General features: G+C 39.1%; 16 protein-coding genes and 1 tRNA gene. 9 read left to right on the plus strand and 8 right to left on the minus strand.

Annotated elements, in window-relative coordinates:
* Positions 1-77 precede the first annotated feature (77 nt).
* Together HC176_RS10940 and HC176_RS10945 are read left to right on the plus strand one after the other, a co-directional pair.
* Positions 78-1,307, plus strand: a complete 1,230-nt coding sequence (locus tag HC176_RS10940; protein WP_167918246.1) for a metallophosphoesterase — start codon at positions 78-80, stop codon at positions 1,305-1,307.
* Positions 1,308-1,416: 109 nt separating this feature from the next.
* The gene (locus HC176_RS10945; protein WP_342448686.1) at positions 1,417-1,740 is read left to right on the plus strand and encodes a thioredoxin family protein; all 324 of its coding nucleotides are present in this window, start codon (positions 1,417-1,419) and stop codon (positions 1,738-1,740) included.
* On the opposite strand, the gene HC176_RS10950 is transcribed toward HC176_RS10945, so the two are convergent.
* Both HC176_RS10950 and HC176_RS10955 read right to left on the minus strand, forming a co-directional pair.
* The gene (locus HC176_RS10950; RefSeq protein ID WP_167918248.1) at positions 1,737-2,405 is read right to left on the minus strand and encodes a polysaccharide deacetylase family protein; all 669 of its coding nucleotides are present in this window, start codon (positions 2,403-2,405) and stop codon (positions 1,737-1,739) included. The genes HC176_RS10945 and HC176_RS10950 overlap by 4 nt on opposite strands.
* A 9-nt stretch (positions 2,406-2,414) precedes the next feature.
* Positions 2,415-5,720 carry a glycosyltransferase family 117 protein gene (locus tag HC176_RS10955; protein WP_167918249.1) on the minus strand — a complete coding sequence of 1,102 codons (3,306 nt, stop codon included), beginning with the start codon at positions 5,718-5,720 and terminating at the stop codon, positions 2,415-2,417.
* A 313-nt stretch (positions 5,721-6,033) separates the two neighbouring features.
* Between HC176_RS10955 and HC176_RS10960 the strand changes: the two genes are divergently transcribed.
* Both HC176_RS10960 and HC176_RS10965 read left to right on the plus strand, forming a co-directional pair.
* A tRNA-Gln gene (locus HC176_RS10960) sits at positions 6,034-6,106 on the plus strand.
* 216 nt (positions 6,107-6,322) lie between these two features.
* Entirely contained in the window at positions 6,323-9,376 is a 3,054-nt protein-coding gene (locus tag HC176_RS10965) for a choice-of-anchor I domain-containing protein (protein WP_167918250.1), read from the plus strand.
* A gap of 84 nt (positions 9,377-9,460) precedes the next feature.
* Here the strand turns inward: HC176_RS10965 and HC176_RS10970 are convergent, their stop codons facing one another.
* The 4 genes from HC176_RS10970 to HC176_RS10985 form a co-directional block, all read right to left on the minus strand.
* Positions 9,461-9,661, minus strand: a complete 201-nt coding sequence (locus tag HC176_RS10970) for a DUF6327 family protein (protein WP_167918251.1) — start codon at positions 9,659-9,661, stop codon at positions 9,461-9,463.
* Between the two features lie 2 nt (positions 9,662-9,663).
* Positions 9,664-10,011, minus strand: a complete 348-nt coding sequence (locus HC176_RS10975) for a hypothetical protein (RefSeq protein ID WP_167918252.1) — start codon at positions 10,009-10,011, stop codon at positions 9,664-9,666.
* 3 nt (positions 10,012-10,014) lie between these two features.
* Positions 10,015-10,347, minus strand: a complete 333-nt coding sequence (locus HC176_RS10980) for a YtxH domain-containing protein (protein WP_167918253.1) — start codon at positions 10,345-10,347, stop codon at positions 10,015-10,017.
* A gap of 123 nt (positions 10,348-10,470) precedes the next feature.
* Positions 10,471-10,827: an arsenate reductase family protein gene (locus HC176_RS10985; protein ID WP_167918254.1), complete on the minus strand. Its 357-nt coding sequence runs from the start codon at positions 10,825-10,827 to the stop codon at positions 10,471-10,473.
* A 59-nt stretch (positions 10,828-10,886) separates the two neighbouring features.
* Between HC176_RS10985 and HC176_RS10990 the strand changes: the two genes are divergently transcribed.
* Positions 10,887-11,351, plus strand: coding sequence for a DinB family protein (locus HC176_RS10990; protein ID WP_167918255.1), 465 nt, complete (start codon positions 10,887-10,889; stop codon positions 11,349-11,351).
* Here HC176_RS10990 and HC176_RS10995 read toward each other — a convergent pair.
* Together HC176_RS10995 and HC176_RS11000 are read right to left on the minus strand one after the other, a co-directional pair.
* On the minus strand, positions 11,331-12,053 hold the full coding sequence (locus HC176_RS10995; RefSeq protein ID WP_167918256.1) for a DUF3298 and DUF4163 domain-containing protein: 723 nt from the start codon (positions 12,051-12,053) through the stop codon (positions 11,331-11,333). The genes HC176_RS10990 and HC176_RS10995 overlap by 21 nt on opposite strands.
* A 97-nt stretch (positions 12,054-12,150) precedes the next feature.
* Positions 12,151-12,954 (minus strand): THC0290_0291 family protein, encoded by an 804-nt coding sequence (locus HC176_RS11000; RefSeq protein WP_167918257.1) that lies wholly within the window; start codon positions 12,952-12,954, stop codon positions 12,151-12,153.
* A 201-nt stretch (positions 12,955-13,155) separates the two neighbouring features.
* Between HC176_RS11000 and gdhA the strand changes: the two genes are divergently transcribed.
* From gdhA to HC176_RS11020, 4 genes are all read left to right on the plus strand, one after another.
* The gene (gene gdhA / locus HC176_RS11005) at positions 13,156-14,499 is read left to right on the plus strand and encodes an NADP-specific glutamate dehydrogenase (RefSeq protein ID WP_167918258.1); all 1,344 of its coding nucleotides are present in this window, start codon (positions 13,156-13,158) and stop codon (positions 14,497-14,499) included.
* Positions 14,500-14,625: 126 nt separating this feature from the next.
* Entirely contained in the window at positions 14,626-16,974 is a 2,349-nt protein-coding gene (porZ, locus tag HC176_RS11010) for a type IX secretion system anionic LPS delivery protein PorZ (protein WP_167918260.1), read from the plus strand.
* Complete coding sequence (gene recO, locus HC176_RS11015) at positions 16,974-17,693, plus strand: DNA repair protein RecO (protein ID WP_167918262.1); 720 nt, start codon at positions 16,974-16,976, stop codon at positions 17,691-17,693. The genes porZ and recO overlap by 1 nt, the downstream gene beginning before the upstream one ends.
* 2 nt (positions 17,694-17,695) lie before the next feature.
* Positions 17,696-20,107, plus strand: coding sequence for a TonB-dependent receptor plug domain-containing protein (locus HC176_RS11020; protein ID WP_167918264.1), 2,412 nt, complete (start codon positions 17,696-17,698; stop codon positions 20,105-20,107).
* Positions 20,108-20,110 lie beyond the last annotated feature (3 nt).

Consider the following 20,110-nt stretch of genomic DNA (forward strand, 5'->3'; position numbering starts at 1 on the left):
TCTTAACAATTAGTTAAATAAAATCAAGGATTCCCTATTCATGGCTAATACCCTTATCTTTGATTAAAAAAGCACCCATGCTACGTTGGATATTATTCATTCTCTTTTACGCCTTTATCGTATTTTACGGGTTTCAGGCCATCAAAACCATCACCAAAAGTGTTTGGTTGCAGTACCTGTTTATCGCCATGGCGGTGATTATTGCGGGTAATTTTATTGTTCAATTCACGGTGTATTCTGAAGGTAGGGTGCTCAACCCGGCCAAAAGTTATGCCTTTGGGTTTTTATTGGCGTTTATATCGCTGGGATTGGTGCTGATTCCTTTGCTTTTGGGAGAAGATATTGTTAGGGTTATTTACGGACTTTACGAGAAATTAGTAACCAAAAAAGAGGGTTTTTATATGCCTTCACGAAGAAAATTTATCAGCCAAATTGCATTAGGCGCGGCGGCCATTCCGTTTGCTTCGTTGTTATACGGCATGTACAAAGGGAAATACCGATTTCGGGTGTTGAACTACACCTTGAATTTTGAAGATTTGCCAGATGCTTTTGACGGCTACCGAATTGCCCAAATAAGCGATATACATTCCGGGAGTTTCGACAATCGAAAAAAAATAGAATACGGTATCAATTTGATTAACGAACAAAATGTAGATGCCTTATTTTTTACGGGCGATATGGTGAACAATAAATCTTCTGAAATGTTGCCTTGGAAGGATTTGTTCGGAACACTGAAAGCTAAAGATGGTGTGTTTTCGGTTTTGGGCAACCATGATTATGGCGATTATGTAAATTGGCCATCAAAGGAAGCTAAGGCACAAAATTTAGACGATTTAAAGCAGTTGCAAAAAGATATGGGTTTCAATCTTTTGTTGAATGAAAGCCGATATGTTGAACGAAATGGACAAAAAATAGCTATTGTGGGTGTTGAAAATTGGGGTCGCGGTGGATTTAAAAAAGCGGGCGATTTAAAAAAAGCCTCTCAAAATATTGATGCTAACGATTTTAAAATATTATTAAGCCACGATCCGTCACATTGGGAAGACCAAGTGCTAAAGGAAGATGCGCATTACCATTTAACCTTAAGCGGCCACACCCACGGCATGCAGTTTGGTATCGAAATCCCCGGATGGGTAAAATGGAGCCCTGCCAAATGGCGCTACAAATATTGGGCGGGCATTTATAAAGAAATGGGGCAATACATAAATGTAAACCGTGGTTTTGGGTATTTAGGCTATCCAGGACGTGTTGGTATTTGGCCAGAAATAACGGTTATTGAGCTGAAAAAAGGCACGAGTGATGCATAATTGCCCAGAAATGCTATATTTATCTTAAATTTTTCTATTTTTATAAATACAACTGGTGCCTATTAAATGATGTTATTAAAGTACATAAAATTTATGTAGGTTTGCAAAAGTGCATTTGATTAATAAACCACAGCATATGTCTAAATTCGGAGAACTTATTGATGTTAATATTCCAGTTTTGTTCGATTTTTATTCTGAATTGGACGAAAAAACAAGCGAGATGCATCTGGCCCTAAGAGATGTTGCAGCAGCTTTGGGCGATAAAGCCAAAGTGATAAAAATAGAGGTTGAAAAAAACCGGGAGCTGACCGAAGCTTTGCGTGTTAAAACCTTGCCAACCCTAATTATCTACAAAAATGGCGAGATGAAATGGCGGCAAAGTGGAGAGCAAGATGCCGCTACACTAATTACGATTGTACAGGAGTATCTTTAAACTTCCAAACTCTTAAAAATAAAGCCTTTTTTACTAAAGTGATTCAATACTTTTGGTAGGGCGTATTGCATGTTTTTTGAAGCTTTTACGCTATCGTGAAAAACAATAATACTTCCCTCAACAGCTTTAGTGGTTACCTTTTTTAAACAGGTTTCCGGTGAAATGTTTTTATCCCAATCGAAAGAAAGCACGTCCCACATAATGATTTTATAACCTTTAGCCTTTAGCTTTTTGCCCTGTTTTGGTGTGATTTGTCCGTATGGCGGCCGAAAGAGATTCGTTGTCAATGATTGACGATTGACGATTGACGATTGACGAACTTGCGCTTTGAATACTTTTTCACAACGTTCAATATTTTCTAAATAGTCCCGGGTTTTGGTTTTCCAGCCCTTAATATGGTTATGGGTGTGGTTGCCAACTGCATGACCTTCATTAATCACATTTTGAAAAATGTCGGGGTGTTTTTCAATATTATTTCCAATGCAGAAAAACGTAGCTTTTGCGTTGTACTGTTTTAAAGTGGCCAAAGTCCAATTGGTAATTTCGGGCGTTGGGCCGTCATCAAAAGTTAAATAAATCACGTTTTCATCCGCAGGAACATCCCAAACGTAATTCGGGAACACCCTTTTTACCAACCGAGGCGTTTTTATGGGCGTTAAGTCCATAGTTCGAATTTAGCTTGCACTATCGGTTTCCAAGGGCAAAGCGCTATCTAATGGCAGCTCTGGGCTTTCAGGCTCTGGCTCATCGCCACCATAAAAGTGCTTAAACGCCCTTAAATAGTTATTAAAGGTATTGCCTTCTTCTTCGGCAAATTCCACATCATGCTGAACCAATACATCTATCAACGCTTTATAACGGCTAATATCTGTATAGATTTCTTCGAACAAACGCTCTTGGCTGTCAGTTTTAAGACTACTGTAATACGTTAAGTTTTCCTGGTACTTTTCGGCCACTTGCTTAAACAAGTTTCGCGCTTTCTCTTGGTTACCTACCTCGTAATAAGCACTAATATATGGCTCTAAAAGCGTGTAATAACCGTAGTGCTCCACAGGCATATTTTCCATGGCGATATCAGCAATTTCTTCGGCTTTATCGAGTTTGTTTTCATTGAGTAACTGCTGAATCAATCGGGCCAAGTTACCGCGATAGGTTATGGAATTTTTACGGGTTTCGGGGTCGTGGTAAATGTCTGGGCTACCACTGTTGCCCCAATCCCATTGCTTCACTTTTTCATACATCAATTCGCTATCTACGCGCCCCATATCAAACGGATTGGCACGGTCTACCGGTGTTTTTATGGGCACCAGTTTATAGCACATACCATCTAACTGCAAGTAATCTTTCATCCAGATATAGTCGTCGTCACCAAAGCTACCACCCGTAAAATAAATAGGGCGTTTCCACTCGTTGTTGGCCACTATATCCAGCATCAGCAAGCGGTTTTTGTATAGCGCCCCACCATTGATGGTAATATCGATATGCGGTACAATCTCATCGGCATCTTCGGGTTTTACAATGCCCGATTTCAATACGTTTTCTTTGTTCACCGGAATGCGTAAATGCGGTGTGGGCAAATAGGTGGCATTCAGGTCTTGCGAACGTACCTGCGACACATCGATACCCCGTTGCTCCAGCACATATTTGTATTTGGTTTTAGGGTTATCGCTAGCCACAAAATCTAAAAATTGCTTTACGGGCAAGGTATCCTGAATAACCTGTTGGATTACAATATAATCGTTGGTACCGTATTTATACAAATCGTGGGTAAGTTGCGACGGAATAGGGTCGCTCTCATAAGCTTTGCGTTTCATTTGGTCGATGTACCAATCGGTTTGGAACAAGCTGGTGTTCACCACCCTAACGTCGGTGCGGTAGCCTTCAATTTCTTGGGCATACCAAAGTGCAAAAGTATCGTTATCGCCAATGGTAAACAGAATGGCGTTTTCGGCACACGAATCGAGGTATTTGTGTGCCATCGACCTTGCGGTGTATTTATCCGATCGGTCGTGATCATCCCAGTTATTGGCTGCCAAAATACCCGGAACCAAAATCAAGCAAACCACAGTAATTATTGGAGCGGCCAATTTTTTAGGAATGTATTTTTTTAAGGTGTCGTAGAGTCCATAAACCCCAAAACCAATCCAAAGGGCAAACACATAAAACGAGCCCACTACCGAGTAGTCGCGTTCGCGAGGCTCGAATGGACGAACATTGGTGTACACCTGAATGGCGATTCCCGTAAAGAGGAAAAACACCAACATGACCCAAAATAGTTTTTTGTCTTTGTTGAATAAAAAGAAAAAGCCGAGCAACCCTAAAATAAGGGGCAACAAATAATAGGTGTTACGGGCTTTATTGTTTTTTACATCGCTAGGAAGGTTGTCTTGCGATAGCCCCAAGTGCCATTCGTCCAGCGGTTTTATACCCGAAATCCAGTTACCATGGTTGTCGTACCTACCTTGAATATCGTCTTGGCGCCCGGCAAAATTCCACATAAAATAACGCCAGTACATATAGCCCAATTGGTATTCGAATAAATAACGGATATTGCTGGCCAACGAAGGCTTTTCAATATCGATGTACTCTTTAAATTGTTTTAAAAAATTATGGTAATCCTCATAATCAATGTTGCCTTGATTAACATCCTTTCTGAAGTTGCTAACAGCTGTTCGCAATTGGTTTTCCATTTGGTATTCTGGTTTTAACTTAAAATCCAGATACCCCGAAAACATCATGTAATTTTCAGCGTGTTCGGTGCTCCACATGCGCGGAAGAATAGAGGCGTGCTTGGAATTGTAATTTTGTTTGGCATTTTTATAGTCGTTCACTACAACATATTTGCCTTTTTCTTCGTCTCTTTCGTATTTCGGCTTATCGTCTATATACGGATTGTTTTCATCTAAATACGCATATTGATCGGTAAACTGCGGACCGTAAAACAAATGCGTTTCTGGATACTGCTCCAGGTTATAATATGCCAAAAGTTCCCTAGCACTAGACGGGTTATTTTCGTTAACCACTACATTGGCATTGGCACGGATGGGCAACATAAGCCACGATGAAAACCCAACAATAATAAAGGCAATACATAAAATGGCCGTATTGAGTTGCACATAACCTTTTTTACGGGTTATTCTCAATCCGTAATTAATTAAAAGCACCAATACAACACCTGCGAAGATAGACCCCGAATTAAACGGAAGCCCAATGGTGTTTACAAAAAAGATTTCGGTAGCACTAAAAATTTTGAGAATATTTGGTGCCAACAATTTAAAGACAAACAACAAAATACCTACCGAAATGGCATTGGCAATAATGAAGTTTTTAACCGTAATGGTTTTGTAATTTTTAAAGTAGTAAATAAGCCCGATGGCCGGAATGGTAAGTAATCCCATAAAGTGAACACCAAACGAAAGCCCAATGATAAAAGTAATAAGAATGAGCCAACGGTTGCCTCGGGGCTTGTCCATATCCTGCTCCCAACGCAAACCCAGCCAAAACAGCGCCGACATAATTAACGTGGCCATGGCATACACTTCGGTCTCTACTGCGTTAAACCAAAACGAATCGGTAAACGTAAAGGCCAAACTACCTACCAAACCACTTCCTAAAATGGCCATAGCTTTGTTCTGCGACATTTCGTTTTTGCCAACCACCAGTTTTTTTAACAACAGGGTGATGGTCCAGAACATAAATAAGATGGTAAAGGCACTGGCTACGGCACTCATCATGTTCATCATCCAACCTACCAATTCGGTGTTTCCAAAAGTAAATATTGAGAAGAAGGCACCCAGCATTTGAAAGAACGGCGCTCCCGGTGGGTGGCCCACCTCCAATTTTGCAGAAGTTAAAATGTACTCGCCGGCATCCCAAAAACTTACCGTAGGTTCAACCGTTAAACTGTATGTGATAAGTGCTATTAAAAAAGAGAACCAACCTAAAAGCGTGTTCCATTTTTTAAAGTTGAAATGTGCCATGAATATCCTTATTTATTTGCAAGGCGAATTTAATAATAAATACGTTAACGCAAATGTTTTTAAGTAAACGTTAAGTTTTAGAATCTGTTAAAGAATTTGTCTATTGTTTTCTTACGCCTCTTTTTGCGCGTTTCTTCGTTACAATTTTTAACCGTAGCTACGGCTATGCTTAAAAATTCCGCCTCGAACTTCATCAAAAATAGTCCATAACAATTCCAATCACAAATTCCTAAACAGATTCTAGCGAATATTTTTTTCAAAAAAAACTTGTACAAATAAAACTTTGTACTAAATTTGCACCCTCAAATACCATTGGCCTATGGTGTAACTGGCAACACGTCTGGTTTTGGTCCAGAAGAGTCTAGGTTCGAGCCCTAGTAGGCCAACAAATTTTTAAGAAGTCTTTACAGTAAAATGTAAGGACTTTTTTGTTTTAATAAACATCGGATAGACGATGTTTACATTTTCTTAATGTTATTAAACTTTAGATTGCAATTTTTTAAAGTTTATTCCCGTTATTTCATATTAAAATAAAACTGAGTTAACAGCCTAGCGTGTTGTAATACTTTTATTTACTGGATAATTAATCCAACATAAATAAAATGAAAAAAATTACATTCTTGGCTAGCCTATTGGCGCTGGCGTTTACAACAACCAGTTTGGCTCAGAGCCCATTGCAGCACTTGGCATCCTACCAAACCAATGAAGAGGGTTCGGCAGAGACCGTAGCCTACGATGCTATTAATAAGCATGCGTTTTTTACCAACTCATCTACAAATACGTTTACTATTGTAGATATCAGCACGCCAACCAGTCCTGTTTTGGTGAAATCGGTAGATTTATCTACTTATGGAGCAGGGCCCAACTCAATCGCTGTGCATGAAGACCTTGTGGCTGTAGCCGTTGAGGCCGCTGTAAAGCAAGATCCTGGTGTGGTGGTGTTTTTTGATTTAGATGGAAATTTCATCAAGCAAATTACAGCGGGCGCTTTACCCGATATGCTTACGTTTACACCAGACTGTTCTAAGCTTTTGGTGGCCAACGAAGGAGAGCCTTCAGATGATTACACGGTAGATCCAGAAGGTTCAATTACCGTTATCGATTTAAGTTCTGGAATAGCTTCGGCAACTGCATCGCATATCAATTTCAATAATTACGACGATAAAAAGGAATCATTAAAAAACAAAGGTGTTCGAATTTTTGGCAACAATGGTGCAGCCTCAGTTTCACAAGATTTAGAGCCCGAGTACATCACCGTTACCGAAGATGGCACAAAAGCCTTTGTAAGCTGCCAAGAAAACAATGCTTTGATTGTATTAGACTTAACAACCGACAGCATTTTAGATATTTTACCATTAGGCTACAAAAATCACCTTTTGGGCACACCAACCGTTACCAGCTATATTGTTAACGAACTGGAAGAAAACTGGCCTGCTTTAGGCACACCGGTTTACGATGGCGGCCAGCCCACAGTAATGCTAGGTGGTTTTTCTGGGTTGTTTTACGATGCAGCCAACTCAACAGCTAACGAGTACGTGTTTTATGCCGTTCCCGATAGAGGCCCTAATGATGCTACTGCGAGCAAAAGCAGCGTAACCCCAGCAACCTCGCAAAACTTACGCCCTTTTAAATTACCGAACTACCAAGGCAGAATTGCTAAATTCACTTTAAACAAAACCACCGGTGATATTACGCTGAACGAACAAATTTTATTGACCAGACAAGATGGTACTACTCCCATTACAGGCAAAGGAAATATCCCTGGTTTTGACGAAGTACCCGTAACCTACACCGATGCTTCTACAGCTTATGCCAATGTAGACTACGTTGGTGCCAATTCTGAAGAATACCACGCATTGCCATACGATGAATACGGTGGAGACTTCGAAGGCATCCTAATTGATAAAGATGGTTATTTTTGGATGTGCGACGAGTACAGACCCGCCATTTACAAGTTTCAAGCCAATGGCACTTTGGTTGAGCGTTACGTACCAACAGGCACATCGTTATTAGGCGACACACCTCAACCTGAAGGTACATATGGCGCCGAAACTTTACCCGAAGTGTACTCCAAAAGAAGAGCCAATAGAGGTTTTGAAGCCATTGCATACGATGAAACCAAACACGTGGTTTATGCGTTTATACAATCGCCCATTGAAAACCCTTCGAATGCCGTTAGAAACAATTCAGATGTCATCAGGATTTTAGGAATCAATGCCGACACTGGTGCTCCCGTTGAGGAATACGTTTACCTTTTGGAAAGAAACAAAGATGCCGGTTATGCTTCTTCAAGAGTGGATAAAATTGGTGACGCCGTTTATACCGGAAATGGAAAATTCTTAGTGATAGAAAGAGATTCCGAAGGCCCCGACGCCGATTATGGAAAAAAATATGTTTTTGAAATTGACATCAACCAAGCCACAGATATTCTTAATGTAACGCTTTCTGGCGGAAAGGAACTGGAGGAAATGAGTGCCGATGAAATAGCTGCTCAAAATATTTTTCCCGTACACAAAAACAAAGTGGTTAATTTGCCGTCCATCGGTTATGTATCCTCTGACAAAGCCGAAGGTATCGCTCTATTACCAAACAACGAAATTGCCGTAATAAACGATAACGATTTTGGTTTGGCTGGTGCAGGAATAACTGACAACAGCGTTTTAGGCATCATTTCTTTTGCAAACGATTATGGTTTTGATGCTTCGAACAAAGATGACGCCATCGATATAAAACAACACCCAACTTTGGGCATGTTTATGCCAGATGCTATTACTTCGTACTCTGTTGGCGGAATGAATTATATAGTAACGGCCAACGAGGGCGACTCAAGAGACTACGATGGTTATTCTGAAGAAGTGCGCGTAAAGGATTTAACACTGAATCCAGCCTATTATCCTGATGCTGAAACACTTCAAGAAAATGAAAATCTGGGAAGGTTAAAAACCACGATTGCCAATGGCGATTACGATAACGATGGTACTTACGAGCAAATTTATTCGTACGGCGGAAGGTCGTTCTCAATTTTTGATCAATACGGAAATATTGTATTTGATAGTGGAGACCAATTCGGACAAAAAATTGCTTCTGAAGAACCAACACTGTTTAACGAAGACGAAGAAGAGTTTGATGACCGATCTGACGATAAAGGTGGCGAGCCCGAAGCTGTTGCCGTAGCCGAAATCGAAGGGGCCACTTATGCGTTTATTGGGTTGGAAAGACAAAGCGCTATCTTAATGTTCGATATTACCGATCCAAAAGATGTAGAGTTTATCACTTATTACAAGCACAATAGAGTTTCGGGCGATGTGGCTCCAGAAATCATCAAATTTGTACCAGCGGCCGATAGCCCCAATTCCAAAAATTTACTTTTGGTGGGTTATGAGGTTAGTGGTTCATTAGGAATTATTCAAATTGGTGATGATGCTTTAAGCGTAAGCCAAGAAGTGGCTGAAAACAACTTTAAAATTTACCCCAACCCTGTGGTGAATTCACAGTTAAAATTCAACAAAAGCCTATCTGGTGCTATTTTTAATATAAACGGGCAGGAAGTAAAAAGGTTTACCAATGAAACTGCTATTCCGGTTTCAGATTTAACATCGGGTGTTTATATTTTAAAAACCGAAAACCACGGTGTTAAGCGTTTTGCAAAACTATAAATTACAGTTTTCATTTTAACTGAATGAATGAAAAAATCCCGACCGAAATGGTTGGGATTTTTGTTTAATACATTGCTAATTTTTCTATTTCATCATTTTTTTCAATAGCATAAACCCTCCATATTTTCCCATTAGTTTGAGGCCAGACTGAATCCAGTTTAAAGGCCTTAAGCTTTCTTTGTATTCCTCTTTTATGTTTTTCATTTCTTCCCAAGCAATTTGCCTTTCAAGATTTAAAATCTTCAAATCGCGCTCTATACTTTTTGAATCTCGATAAATTTTCATAATCAATTAAAGAATTTTTTTGATAGCTTTTTAATGATAAAATTGTTGAGGTGCTTTCGCAATTGGAACAAGATTGCCGAAAGGATAAAAAACAGTATTCCAACCGAAACAAAACCCAAAGTTGCATTGTTGAGCGCCTCGCCAATAGATAGTGCCAATGCCACGGCAAGAAAACTCACGCCAATAAGCGTAAACCCACCTATTAGAATGATTTTCATGACCATGCCAATGGAGATGGTTAATTGCTCAAAAATTTTAAGCTTGTAGTACTCGTAAGAAGTCTTTAGGTACTTTTCGCCAACTTTTGTGGCATGGGCATTTGTTTCGCTAACTGAATCTAGTAAACTCATGTATTACGATGTTTTCTGCAGTCTTTTGTTCTTTTCCTTTAGAGCTTTAAGTTTACTTTCCAAAGCGGTAATAACGTCTTCGGCTTTATAGCTGGCATCTGAAACGATAGATTCAATTTCTTCATTGATATCTCGTTTTTTGCTGCTCGCTGTGCTGGCAATTTGCTCTTTTAGGGCGTCGGCTTTTTCAGCTAACTTATCTTTTGTGGCTTGAGCCTCATCAGCAATTCGTTGTCTGGTTTTACTGCCTTTGTCTGGTGCGAATAAAATTCCCAATGCGGCTCCTAATGCGGTACCGGCAACAATTCCTAAAAATGTACTTCCGTTATTGTTCATAGTATTTAATTTTTTTTAGTGTTAAACTTGATTATCACTAAATTACGCAAAATGAACGGTTTAATTTAACGTAAAACATTTTATTGTTGCCTTATATCAAAATATTGGAAAACTACAGAATCACTATAGGCTGGCGATAGTTACTTTGGCGGCTTCAACCGTTTTTTTGGAACTTCCAATAAAAATTTGGTCGTTTACAATTATTACCGGACGGCTCAAAAATGTATAGTGTTGTAAAATGTAGTTTTTAAAATCACGCTCTGTAAGATCTTGGTTTTTCAAGTCCATTTCTTTGTAAAGTTTAGCGCGTTTACTGAATAGCTTTTCGTAGCTTCCGGCCAATGTTTGCATCTCTTCCAACTGTTTTGCCGTTATTTCTTCGCCTTTTATATCTTGTAAGATGAAGTCTGAAGGTAAATTCAACTCTTTGATAATGCGTGTGCAGGTGTTGCAGGTTTTTAGGTAGTATACTTTTTTCATGGCATGTTATGTTTATAAAAACAAATTAAAACTATATTTATCGAAAAATTTAAATTAAGATGGATTTTACATTTCAGGTTTTACACAATACACGCCAGATTTTTACAAAAATAATTGAAGCCAATACTTTAGAAGACTTAAACAAAATATCTGCAGGTTTCAACAATAATATTATTTGGAACATTGGGCATATTGTAGTGACTGAACAGTTACTGGCTTATAAGCTGTCGGGTTTGGAACCATCAATTTCGGCAGATTTAATTAATAAATACCGAAAAGACACCAAGCCAGAAGGCGATGTTAGCCAAGCTGAGGTCGATGAAATTAAAGGTTTGCTGTCCTCTACTTTAAAGCAAACCGAACAAGACTACAAAAACGGAGCGTTTAGCAATTATAATGCTTATACGGTATCTACAACGGGCAACACGTTAAATAATATTGACGAAGCCTTGCAATTTATATTAACACACGAAGGCATTCATTATGGTTATGTGTTGGCACTTTTAAAGGTGGTTAAACGCTAAAAAAGGCTCGGCTTCTTCATAGGGAATTTTGAATTCAATAATCCCCGTGGAATAAGGGGCAATTTCATAAGTATTATAAAGCAATACAAGTCCGTCTTCGGTGTAACCGATATTGGCTGGTAATTGGAATGCTTCCGTATCGAAAATAGCATGCTCTTTTTCGGCTATGGCTTTATCAAAATACGGTTTTGCCATTTTTTTGAACGCTTCAAAATCAGTAATTAATTTCTCGTTACTGATTTTGTTTCCGGTAGTGGCGTTAAAGTTTAAAAAAGTGACATTGGATAGTCCATGCGCACCGCCCGTGTTCGTGTAAGTGGTAATGGCCACACAAATAATTTCGGGCGATTGATACACCACCTCTCCATCTATTTGTGCTTCCCAAGGCAATTCGGTTTCGGGAAAATCACGTTTAAAATCTTGGAATTCTTCATTGAAGCGTTTTATGCTTTCTTCAACTGAAACCGAAGGAACGCTATCTGGGTCGCCAATATGCAGTGCTGCTGCTATGGTTTTTGTAATTTCAGAATTTATCTGCTCAGTTATAGTTTTTTTACCATTCGCTTCTGGAACATTAACCTCAACAATAGCATTGTTTTCTGTTGTAATATTGATTTCTGAAAAGCTTGTTTTCACTTCCTTGTTACAGGATAAAACGAATAAGAAAATAAGAATATAAAAGTTGCGTTGAATTTGAAGCATGAAATAACGGTTTATACCCCTAAAGGTAACAATTGTGTTTTAAGCATATTAAAGTTTTGCTAATAAAAACAGCCTTAAAACAACAAAAAAGAGTCGATTAATTTAAATAATAAATGTAACCTATATTGACCCAAACCAGCCAATCGTTATGTTTGTTACTTTCCAATTGATGGTTTAAGCCATCTACCCAATCACTAAAGTAATATTGAAATCTGAAATCGAGCATCAAATCCGAAAGCTTATCCAATTTATAGCGAACACCCGCACCCGTTACAATAGAAAATGTACTGCCGGGAGATGCATCAACCGAACCGGGCTCCCAAGCCGAATAAAAATTACTGGGGTCGGTAACGTCGCCAACCGCTGTCGGGTCTGGATTGGCATAGGTAGTACTAACTTCTGGAGTAAAATAAGTATAATGCACCCCTAAACTAGCAAAAGGCGCAAAACGATACCCAAATGCTTGGAATGAACGGATGCTTAAAGGGAAAAATTCCAATTGCGTACCAATGTCTAAATTTTCAGCAATGCCTTTGTGCCCTCTTAATTGCTGAGCTTCAACACTAGTTTTACTGGGGTCTACCCATCTTCCTAAATGTTCCAGATTGGTTTTGTTGTACGAGAGTTCGTTTCTTAACTTAAAATGGTCGTTAAAGTAGGTGTCGGTAGTGTAGCAATTACAATCGGCCCGGTAAGCAAAGTTTAAGTAATGGACGACACCCACTCCAAAGCCCGAATTTCCAAAGTTTGTTTCAGAGTTGTCGCTAACTCCAAAGTCAGACCTAAATTGCAGTGGCCCAGCTATAACACCCAATTCATGAGAAAAGCCTAATTGCGCTAAAACGGTTTGAAAACTTACAAAAAATAGTAACCCACAAGCCAAATATTTTAAGTTAAGCATAAACGAGGATTAATTTTATTGAGGGCGTTACTACAGACAAATATAAAAAAAGAAGTTAAAGAAACAAACATTAATGGATAACACGAAAATTCTTAAAAATTTTTATTGCGAAATTCTAAATTTTAAAGCGTTTTTTTTGAATAAAATGTATATTTGCTTTAATAAAATACAATTTTTTAAATTTTACACCCTTTAGAATATATGAAACAAAGTGTTGACGAATTTTTGGAACTTGTAAAAAAAAGAAATGGCCATGAGCCCGAGTTTTTACAAGCAGTAGAAGAGGTTGCTGAAACGGTAATCCCTTATATAGTAAAACACGATATATATTATGGTAAGAATATTTTACTGAGAATGGTCGAACCAGAACGGTTAATCTCCTTTAGGGTGTGTTGGGTTGATGATGATGGCGAGATTCAAGTAAATCGTGGGTACAGGATTCAAATGAATTCGGCCATAGGGCCATATAAAGGCGGTTTGCGATTCCATCCTTCGGTAAATGCTAGTATTTTGAAATTTTTGGCTTTCGAACAGGTGTTTAAAAACAGTTTGACTACGCTGCCTATGGGCGGTGGGAAAGGCGGAAGTGATTTCGACCCCAAAGGAAAAAGTGACAATGAGATTATGCGATTTTGCCATGCCTTTATGAGTGAACTTTTTAGACATATTGGTCCTAATACTGATATTCCTGCCGGCGATATTGGCGTAGGCGCCAGAGAGATTGGCTTTTTGTTCGGGATGTATAAAAAATTGAATAATGAGTTTACGGGTGTACTTACCGGAAAAGGTATGTCGTGGGGCGGTTCGTTAATTCGTCCAGAGGCCACAGGCTACGGTACGGTGTATTTTGCCCAAAAAATGTTGGAAACCAAAAACGATGATTTCGAAGGTAAAAAAGTTGTGGTGTCCGGTTCTGGTAACGTAGCACAGTATGCAGCCGAAAAGGTGCTTCAGTTGGGCGGAACGGTATTAACGCTTTCAGATTCTGGAGGGTATATTTATGATTCAGAAGGCATCGATGAAGAGAAACTCAAATTCGTTATGCATTTAAAGAATGAAAAACGAGGGCGAATTAGTGAGTATTTAGACAAATATCCTAATGCCGAATACCAGGAAGGGAAAACACCTTGGGGCGTAAAATGTGATGTGGCATTGCCCTGTGCCACACAAAACGAACTCGATAAAGATGATGCAGAAACCTTGTTGAAAAACGGATGTGTTTGTGTGAGCGAAGGCGCTAACATGCCCTCAACCAAAGGTGCCATTGCGGCTTTCCATAAAGCTAAAATACTGTTTGCACCCGGTAAGGCCTCAAATGCGGGTGGTGTAGCCACCTCCGGATTGGAAATGACCCAAAACTCTCTAAGGTATAAATGGACGCGGGAAGAGGTGGACAATAAGTTGAAGGATATTATGTCCGATATCCATAAATCGTGCCTTGAGTACGGTAAAGACGAAGATGGCTATGTAGATTACGTTAGAGGTGCTAACATAGCCGGATTTGTAAAAGTGGCCGATGCTATGTTAGCCCAAGGTATTGTGTAAAATAAAACCAACTAAACTAAATTAAACCAATGAAAGCTTCCTTAAGGGAAGCTTTTTTGTTATAAATATATGATTTTGAAGCAAAACTCGTTAGTTATAAATATATTTGAGTTTTCAAAAGTCCTCATGGTTAAAAGAATATTGTTTTTTGCTATAATAGCCTTACCGCTGCTATCGTTTTGCCAAGATTTTTCGGCGCTTTGGCAAGGTCATTTTTCGTTTAACGAAATTAAAGATTTGTCGTATGGCGGTAATAAAATTTATGCGGCATCAACCAATGCTATTTTCAGCTTAGATGTAAATACCAACGAGATAGAAGAAATAACCACTATCAACGGGCTTTCGGGCGAAACCATCTCAACTATTTATTACAGTGAAGACTATCAATTATTGGTGGTTGGCTATGAAAACGGACTCATTGAAATTGTTTTTGATAATGATGACAATGTTTTGTCGGTTGTCGATATTATTGAAAAATCCACGATTCCGGGCCAGAATAAAAGGATTAATCATTTCAATGCGTATCAAAACAAAATATATGTTTCAACCAATTTTGGTGTTTCTGTTTTCGATTTAGAGCGTTTGGAATTTGGAGACACTTATTTTATTGGCGATGGGGGCGCACAAGTGCAGGTGAGCCAAACTGCCGTTTTGGGCGATTATATTTATGCGTCATGTATTGACGGCAATGGTATCAGACGGGCTTTGGTAGATAGTGCTAATTTAATTGATTTTCAAAATTGGCAATTGGTTACTTCAGGAAGTTGGTATGCGGTTGAAGCTTTTCAGGAAAATTTGTATGCCACAAGAACCAATAACCGAATGTATCAAGTTTCTCAAGGAGCCATTACAGAGGTGGCAGCTTATTCTGCTGTACCTAGAGATTTAAGAGCTACGAACGAGAATTTGCTGGTTGCTACAACAAATAGGGTTTTTGTTTATGATTCTGGGTTTAGTGTACAGGTTGAAATCCCCGTTAATGAATCTTTCGAAACCAATTACACGAGCGCCATGCTTGGTGAAGGTTATGTTTACATTGGTACAACCGATTTTGGAATACTTAAAGTGCCCGTTGCAAACCCAGATACTATTGAAGAAGTTCATCCAGATGGGCCGTTGTTAAATATCCCGTTTTCCTTACAAATTGAACCCAACGGACTGTGGGTTACCTACGGCGAATACGATTTGTATTACAATCCCTATCCGTTGAATAACCGTGGTTTTAGTCATTTAAAAAACGGAGGATGGATAAATAATAGGTATTCTGAAGTTTTTGAAGCCAAATGTTTAAATAGTATTGCCGTAAACCCTTTGGATAACAATCAAGTGTTTATAAGTTCATTTTTCAGTGGGTTGTTGGAGGTTAATGAGGATGTGCCTACCGTACTGTATGATGAAACAAATAGTGGTTTGGAATCTTTGGTTTTGCCTAACGACCCGAAATACATAGATGTTCGGGTAGGAGCCTCGACCTTTGATAACAATGGTTTATTATGGTTGACTAATGGACTGGTAGAAAATCAACTAAAATCTTACAACCCCTCAAACAACCAATGGCGGTCATATCCTTTAAAAGAAATAATTCCTAAAGCTTTTGATAATAATGGTTTTGCCGATATAGTAATCGACAATAATAACACAAAATGGATGGCTGCAGGCTATAGTTATGGTGTTTTGGCCTATAATGAAGGTTATGGCTCAAATGGGATAAAAGCCATTTACAGCGAAGACGAAAATATGCCCACTACTTTTGTTACTGCACTAGCGCTTGATAATAGAAATCAGCTATGGATTGGCACGGAAAAAGGTATTCGTGTATTGTACAATACCTCAAACTTTTTTGACGATGATTCGGCAGAGGTGGATGAAATCATTATTGAAGAAGATGGCGTGGCCAAAGAGCTGCTGTTCCAGCAATATATTACCGACATAAAAGTGGATGGCGCTAATAACAAATGGATTGGCACAGTAGATTCTGGGGTGTATTTGTTTTCTCCAAACGGCCAAAATACCATTTTTCATTTTACAAAAGAAAACTCACCGTTGCCATCAAACAGTGTTCGCGATATCGCCCTAGATGAAAACAACGGCACGGTGTATATCGCTACCACCAGAGGCTTGGTGTCGTTTCAATCGGGCAGTTCTGCCACTACCGAAGATTTGCGAAGCGCCTATGTTTATCCCAATCCCGTTAGGCCCGGTTTCGATATGGTGGAAGACAAAGTGAAAATAAAAGACATTTCAGAAAATGTAAACATTAAAATTACTGATATTGAAGGTAATTTAGTCGCCGAAGCCCAGTCTAGAACCAATCAACGCTATGAAGGGTTCAATTTGGAAATTGATGGCGGAACGGCTTATTGGAACGGAAAAAACCTAGCCAACAATCTGGTGGCCTCTGGGGTGTATTTGGTCATGCTTTCCGATTTGGATACCTTTGAAACTAAAGTCTTAAAACTAATGGTGGTGCGCTAATGTTGGTAACCACAAACGCTATTGTACTTTCTAAATTAAGGTATAAAGACAACGATCTTATCGTTAAATGTTATACCCAAAAGTTGGGGGCAGTGAGTTTTTTGCTCCGAGGTGTTTTAAAGAGCAAAAAAGGAAACTCCAAAGCGGCCTATTTTCAGTTGTTATCACAATTACAAATTGTAACGACATATAAAAACAATAGGGGTTTGCAATCCATAAAAGAGACAAAACCACACTGCATTTACTCCAGTTTGCATACCCATGTGTTAAAAAGCGCTATTGTTATGTTTCTTTCCGAAGTGCTGGCCAGTACTTTGCAGGAAGAAGAACAAAACGAAAATCTGTACCATTATTTGGAAAATACACTGTTGTGGCTGGACTCTCAGGCCGAATATTCCAATTTTCATTTATTGTTTTTGGTAAAGCTTACCAAATATTTAGGGTTTTACCCAGACTTAACTAACATTGATTTTCAATACTTTAATTTGTTGGAAGGTGAGTTCAAATTAAAGCCCAGTGGCAAGCATAGTATTTACGGAGAAGATTTAACTTTGCTAAAAACTCTGTTGGGCACAACATTTGATGCATTATCAGATATAAAAATCAACGCCAAACAAAGGCAGTCTTTTTTGGGCAAGATTTTATTGTATTATGAGTTGCATTTAGGTAGTTTTAGACCGCCAAAATCCCTACAGATATTGAACCAAGTTTTCAGTTGAACATGAACTTTAAATTTACATTTCTTTTCTTTTTACTGGTTTCATTATCATGCTATGCCCAAAATATAAAAGTCCTGAACAGTGATACCAACGAACCCGTTTTGGGAGTAGCCATTTACAATATCGATAAGTCGAAAAGTGTAATAACTAATTTCCGAGGAGAAGCCGATATCAATATTTTTTCAGAAAACGAAGCGATTTATTTTAAACATTTGTCGCACCTTTTAAAAATGCTCACCAAAAAGGATATCGATAAAACCAACCGGATATATTTAGTTTCGAATACGCAAGGTTTGGGAGAAATAGTGATTTCAGCTTCAAAGTTCGAACAGAGCAAAAGGGATATTCCGCAGAAAATAAATACCGAAACATTGAGCGACATCCAATTTGCCAACCCACAAACCAGTGCCGATCTATTAGGTAATACGGGGCAGGTATATATTCAGAAAAGTCAGTTGGGTGGCGGAAGCCCAATGATACGCGGGTTTTCAACCAATCGTTTGCTTATTACTGTAGATGGTGTTCGAATGAATAATGCGATATTTCGCGGTGGAAATTTGCAGAATATCATTTCCATAGACCCCTTTTCCATTGAACATACCGAAGTAACGCTTGGTGCCGGTTCAGTGATTTACGGAAGCGATGCCATTGGCGGCGTTATGGGGTTTTACAGCCAAAAGCCAAAGTTAAGTTTGTCGGATTCTTTATTGTTTCAATCGAATGCTGTGGTGCGATACAGCTCGGCAAACGATGAAAAAACGGGGCATTTCGATTTTAATCTCGGCTACAAAAAATGGGCTTTTGTTACCAGTGCCACCTATTCCGATTTTGATGATTTGAGGATGGGAAGCCACGGCCCAAACGAGTATTTAAGACCTGAATTTGTTTCGACTACTATCGAAGGCGATCAGGTTGTAACAAACAGCAACCCGTTGGTGCAGAGGTTTTCAGGCTATAATCAACTTAACTTGATGCAAAAAGTAAGCTATCAACCCTATGAAAATTTAAGTTTCGATTTGGGGTTGTTTTATAGCACCACATCCCATTTTCCGCGTTACGACCGATTGATTCGATACCGAAGTGGTACTTTACGTTCGGCCGAATGGAATTACGGCCCTCAAAACTGGCTCATGTCCAACTTGCAGATCACCAAGTTGAGCAGCAGTTCAAATTTGTACGATAAAATAAAAGCCACCTTGGCCTACCAAAATTTTCAAGAAAGCCGAATGGACCGCGATTTTCAATCTTCAATCCGAAATATTCGCGAAGAAGCTGTTGATGCCTATTCCTTCAATTTAGATTTTGAAAAAAGGCTTAGCCTTAAAACCGAAATGTTTTATGGTGTGGAATATGTTTTTAACAAAGTTTGGTCTGAAGGGGAAGAAGAAAACATCTCAACAAACACCATCAGCTCCTCGGTTTCCAGATACCCCAATGGGGCCAGTTGGCAGTCGGCAGCCGCTTATTCAAGTATCAAATACAAGCCCAACCCTAAATTTGTTTTGCAATCGGGGCTGCGGTTCAACCATGTGATTTCTGAAGCTGATTTTACCGAAAACAACGCTTATTTGAACCTTCCTTTTGATTCATCAAAAAACGAATCTTCGGCACTTACCGGAACTGCCGGCATCAGTTGGTCGCCCAGTAATATATTGCAATGGCGATTAAATGCCTCATCGGCGTTTAGAGCACCCAATATTGATGATGTCGGGAAGGTGTTCGATTCTGAGCCAGGGTCTGTAGTGGTGCCCAATAATAACCTGAAACCCGAATATGCTTACGGCGGCGAATTGGGTTTAAAGCTGAATTTTAACAATAAGTTATTACTCGATTTAAGTACCTACTACACCTATTTGGATAATGCCTTGGTGCGTCGTGATTTCAGTTTGAAAGGTGAAACCGAAATTGTTTATGATGACGAATGGAGCAATGTGCAGGCCATTCAAAATGCATCAAAAGCGTGGATTAATGGTTTTGAAGTAGGCTTAAAAATGAATTTTTCGAACAACGTACATTTGGCATCGCAGTACAATATTATTGGCGGAACAGAAACCGCAGGAAATATTGAAGTACCCGTTAGACATGTAGCGCCTGCTTTTGGGAACACCCATTTGGCAGGACGGTTTGGCAGGCTGAAAATGGATTTATTTGCCAATTACAATGGCAATTTGACCTATAACGAATTGACCCCATCTGAAACCGAAAAGGATTACATCTATGCTCTCGATGGCAATGGCAACCCGTACAGTCCATCGTGGTACACCTTAAATTTTAGGGCGCAATATCAAGTAGCATCCTCTACTACCGTTATGGCCAGTTTGGAAAATATTACCGATCAGCGGTATAAAACCTATTCTTCGGGTATTGCTGCGCCAGGGCGTAATTTTATTTTAGCTGTAAAGTATAGTTTGTAATTT

Source organism: Tamlana crocina (assembly GCF_012037625.1).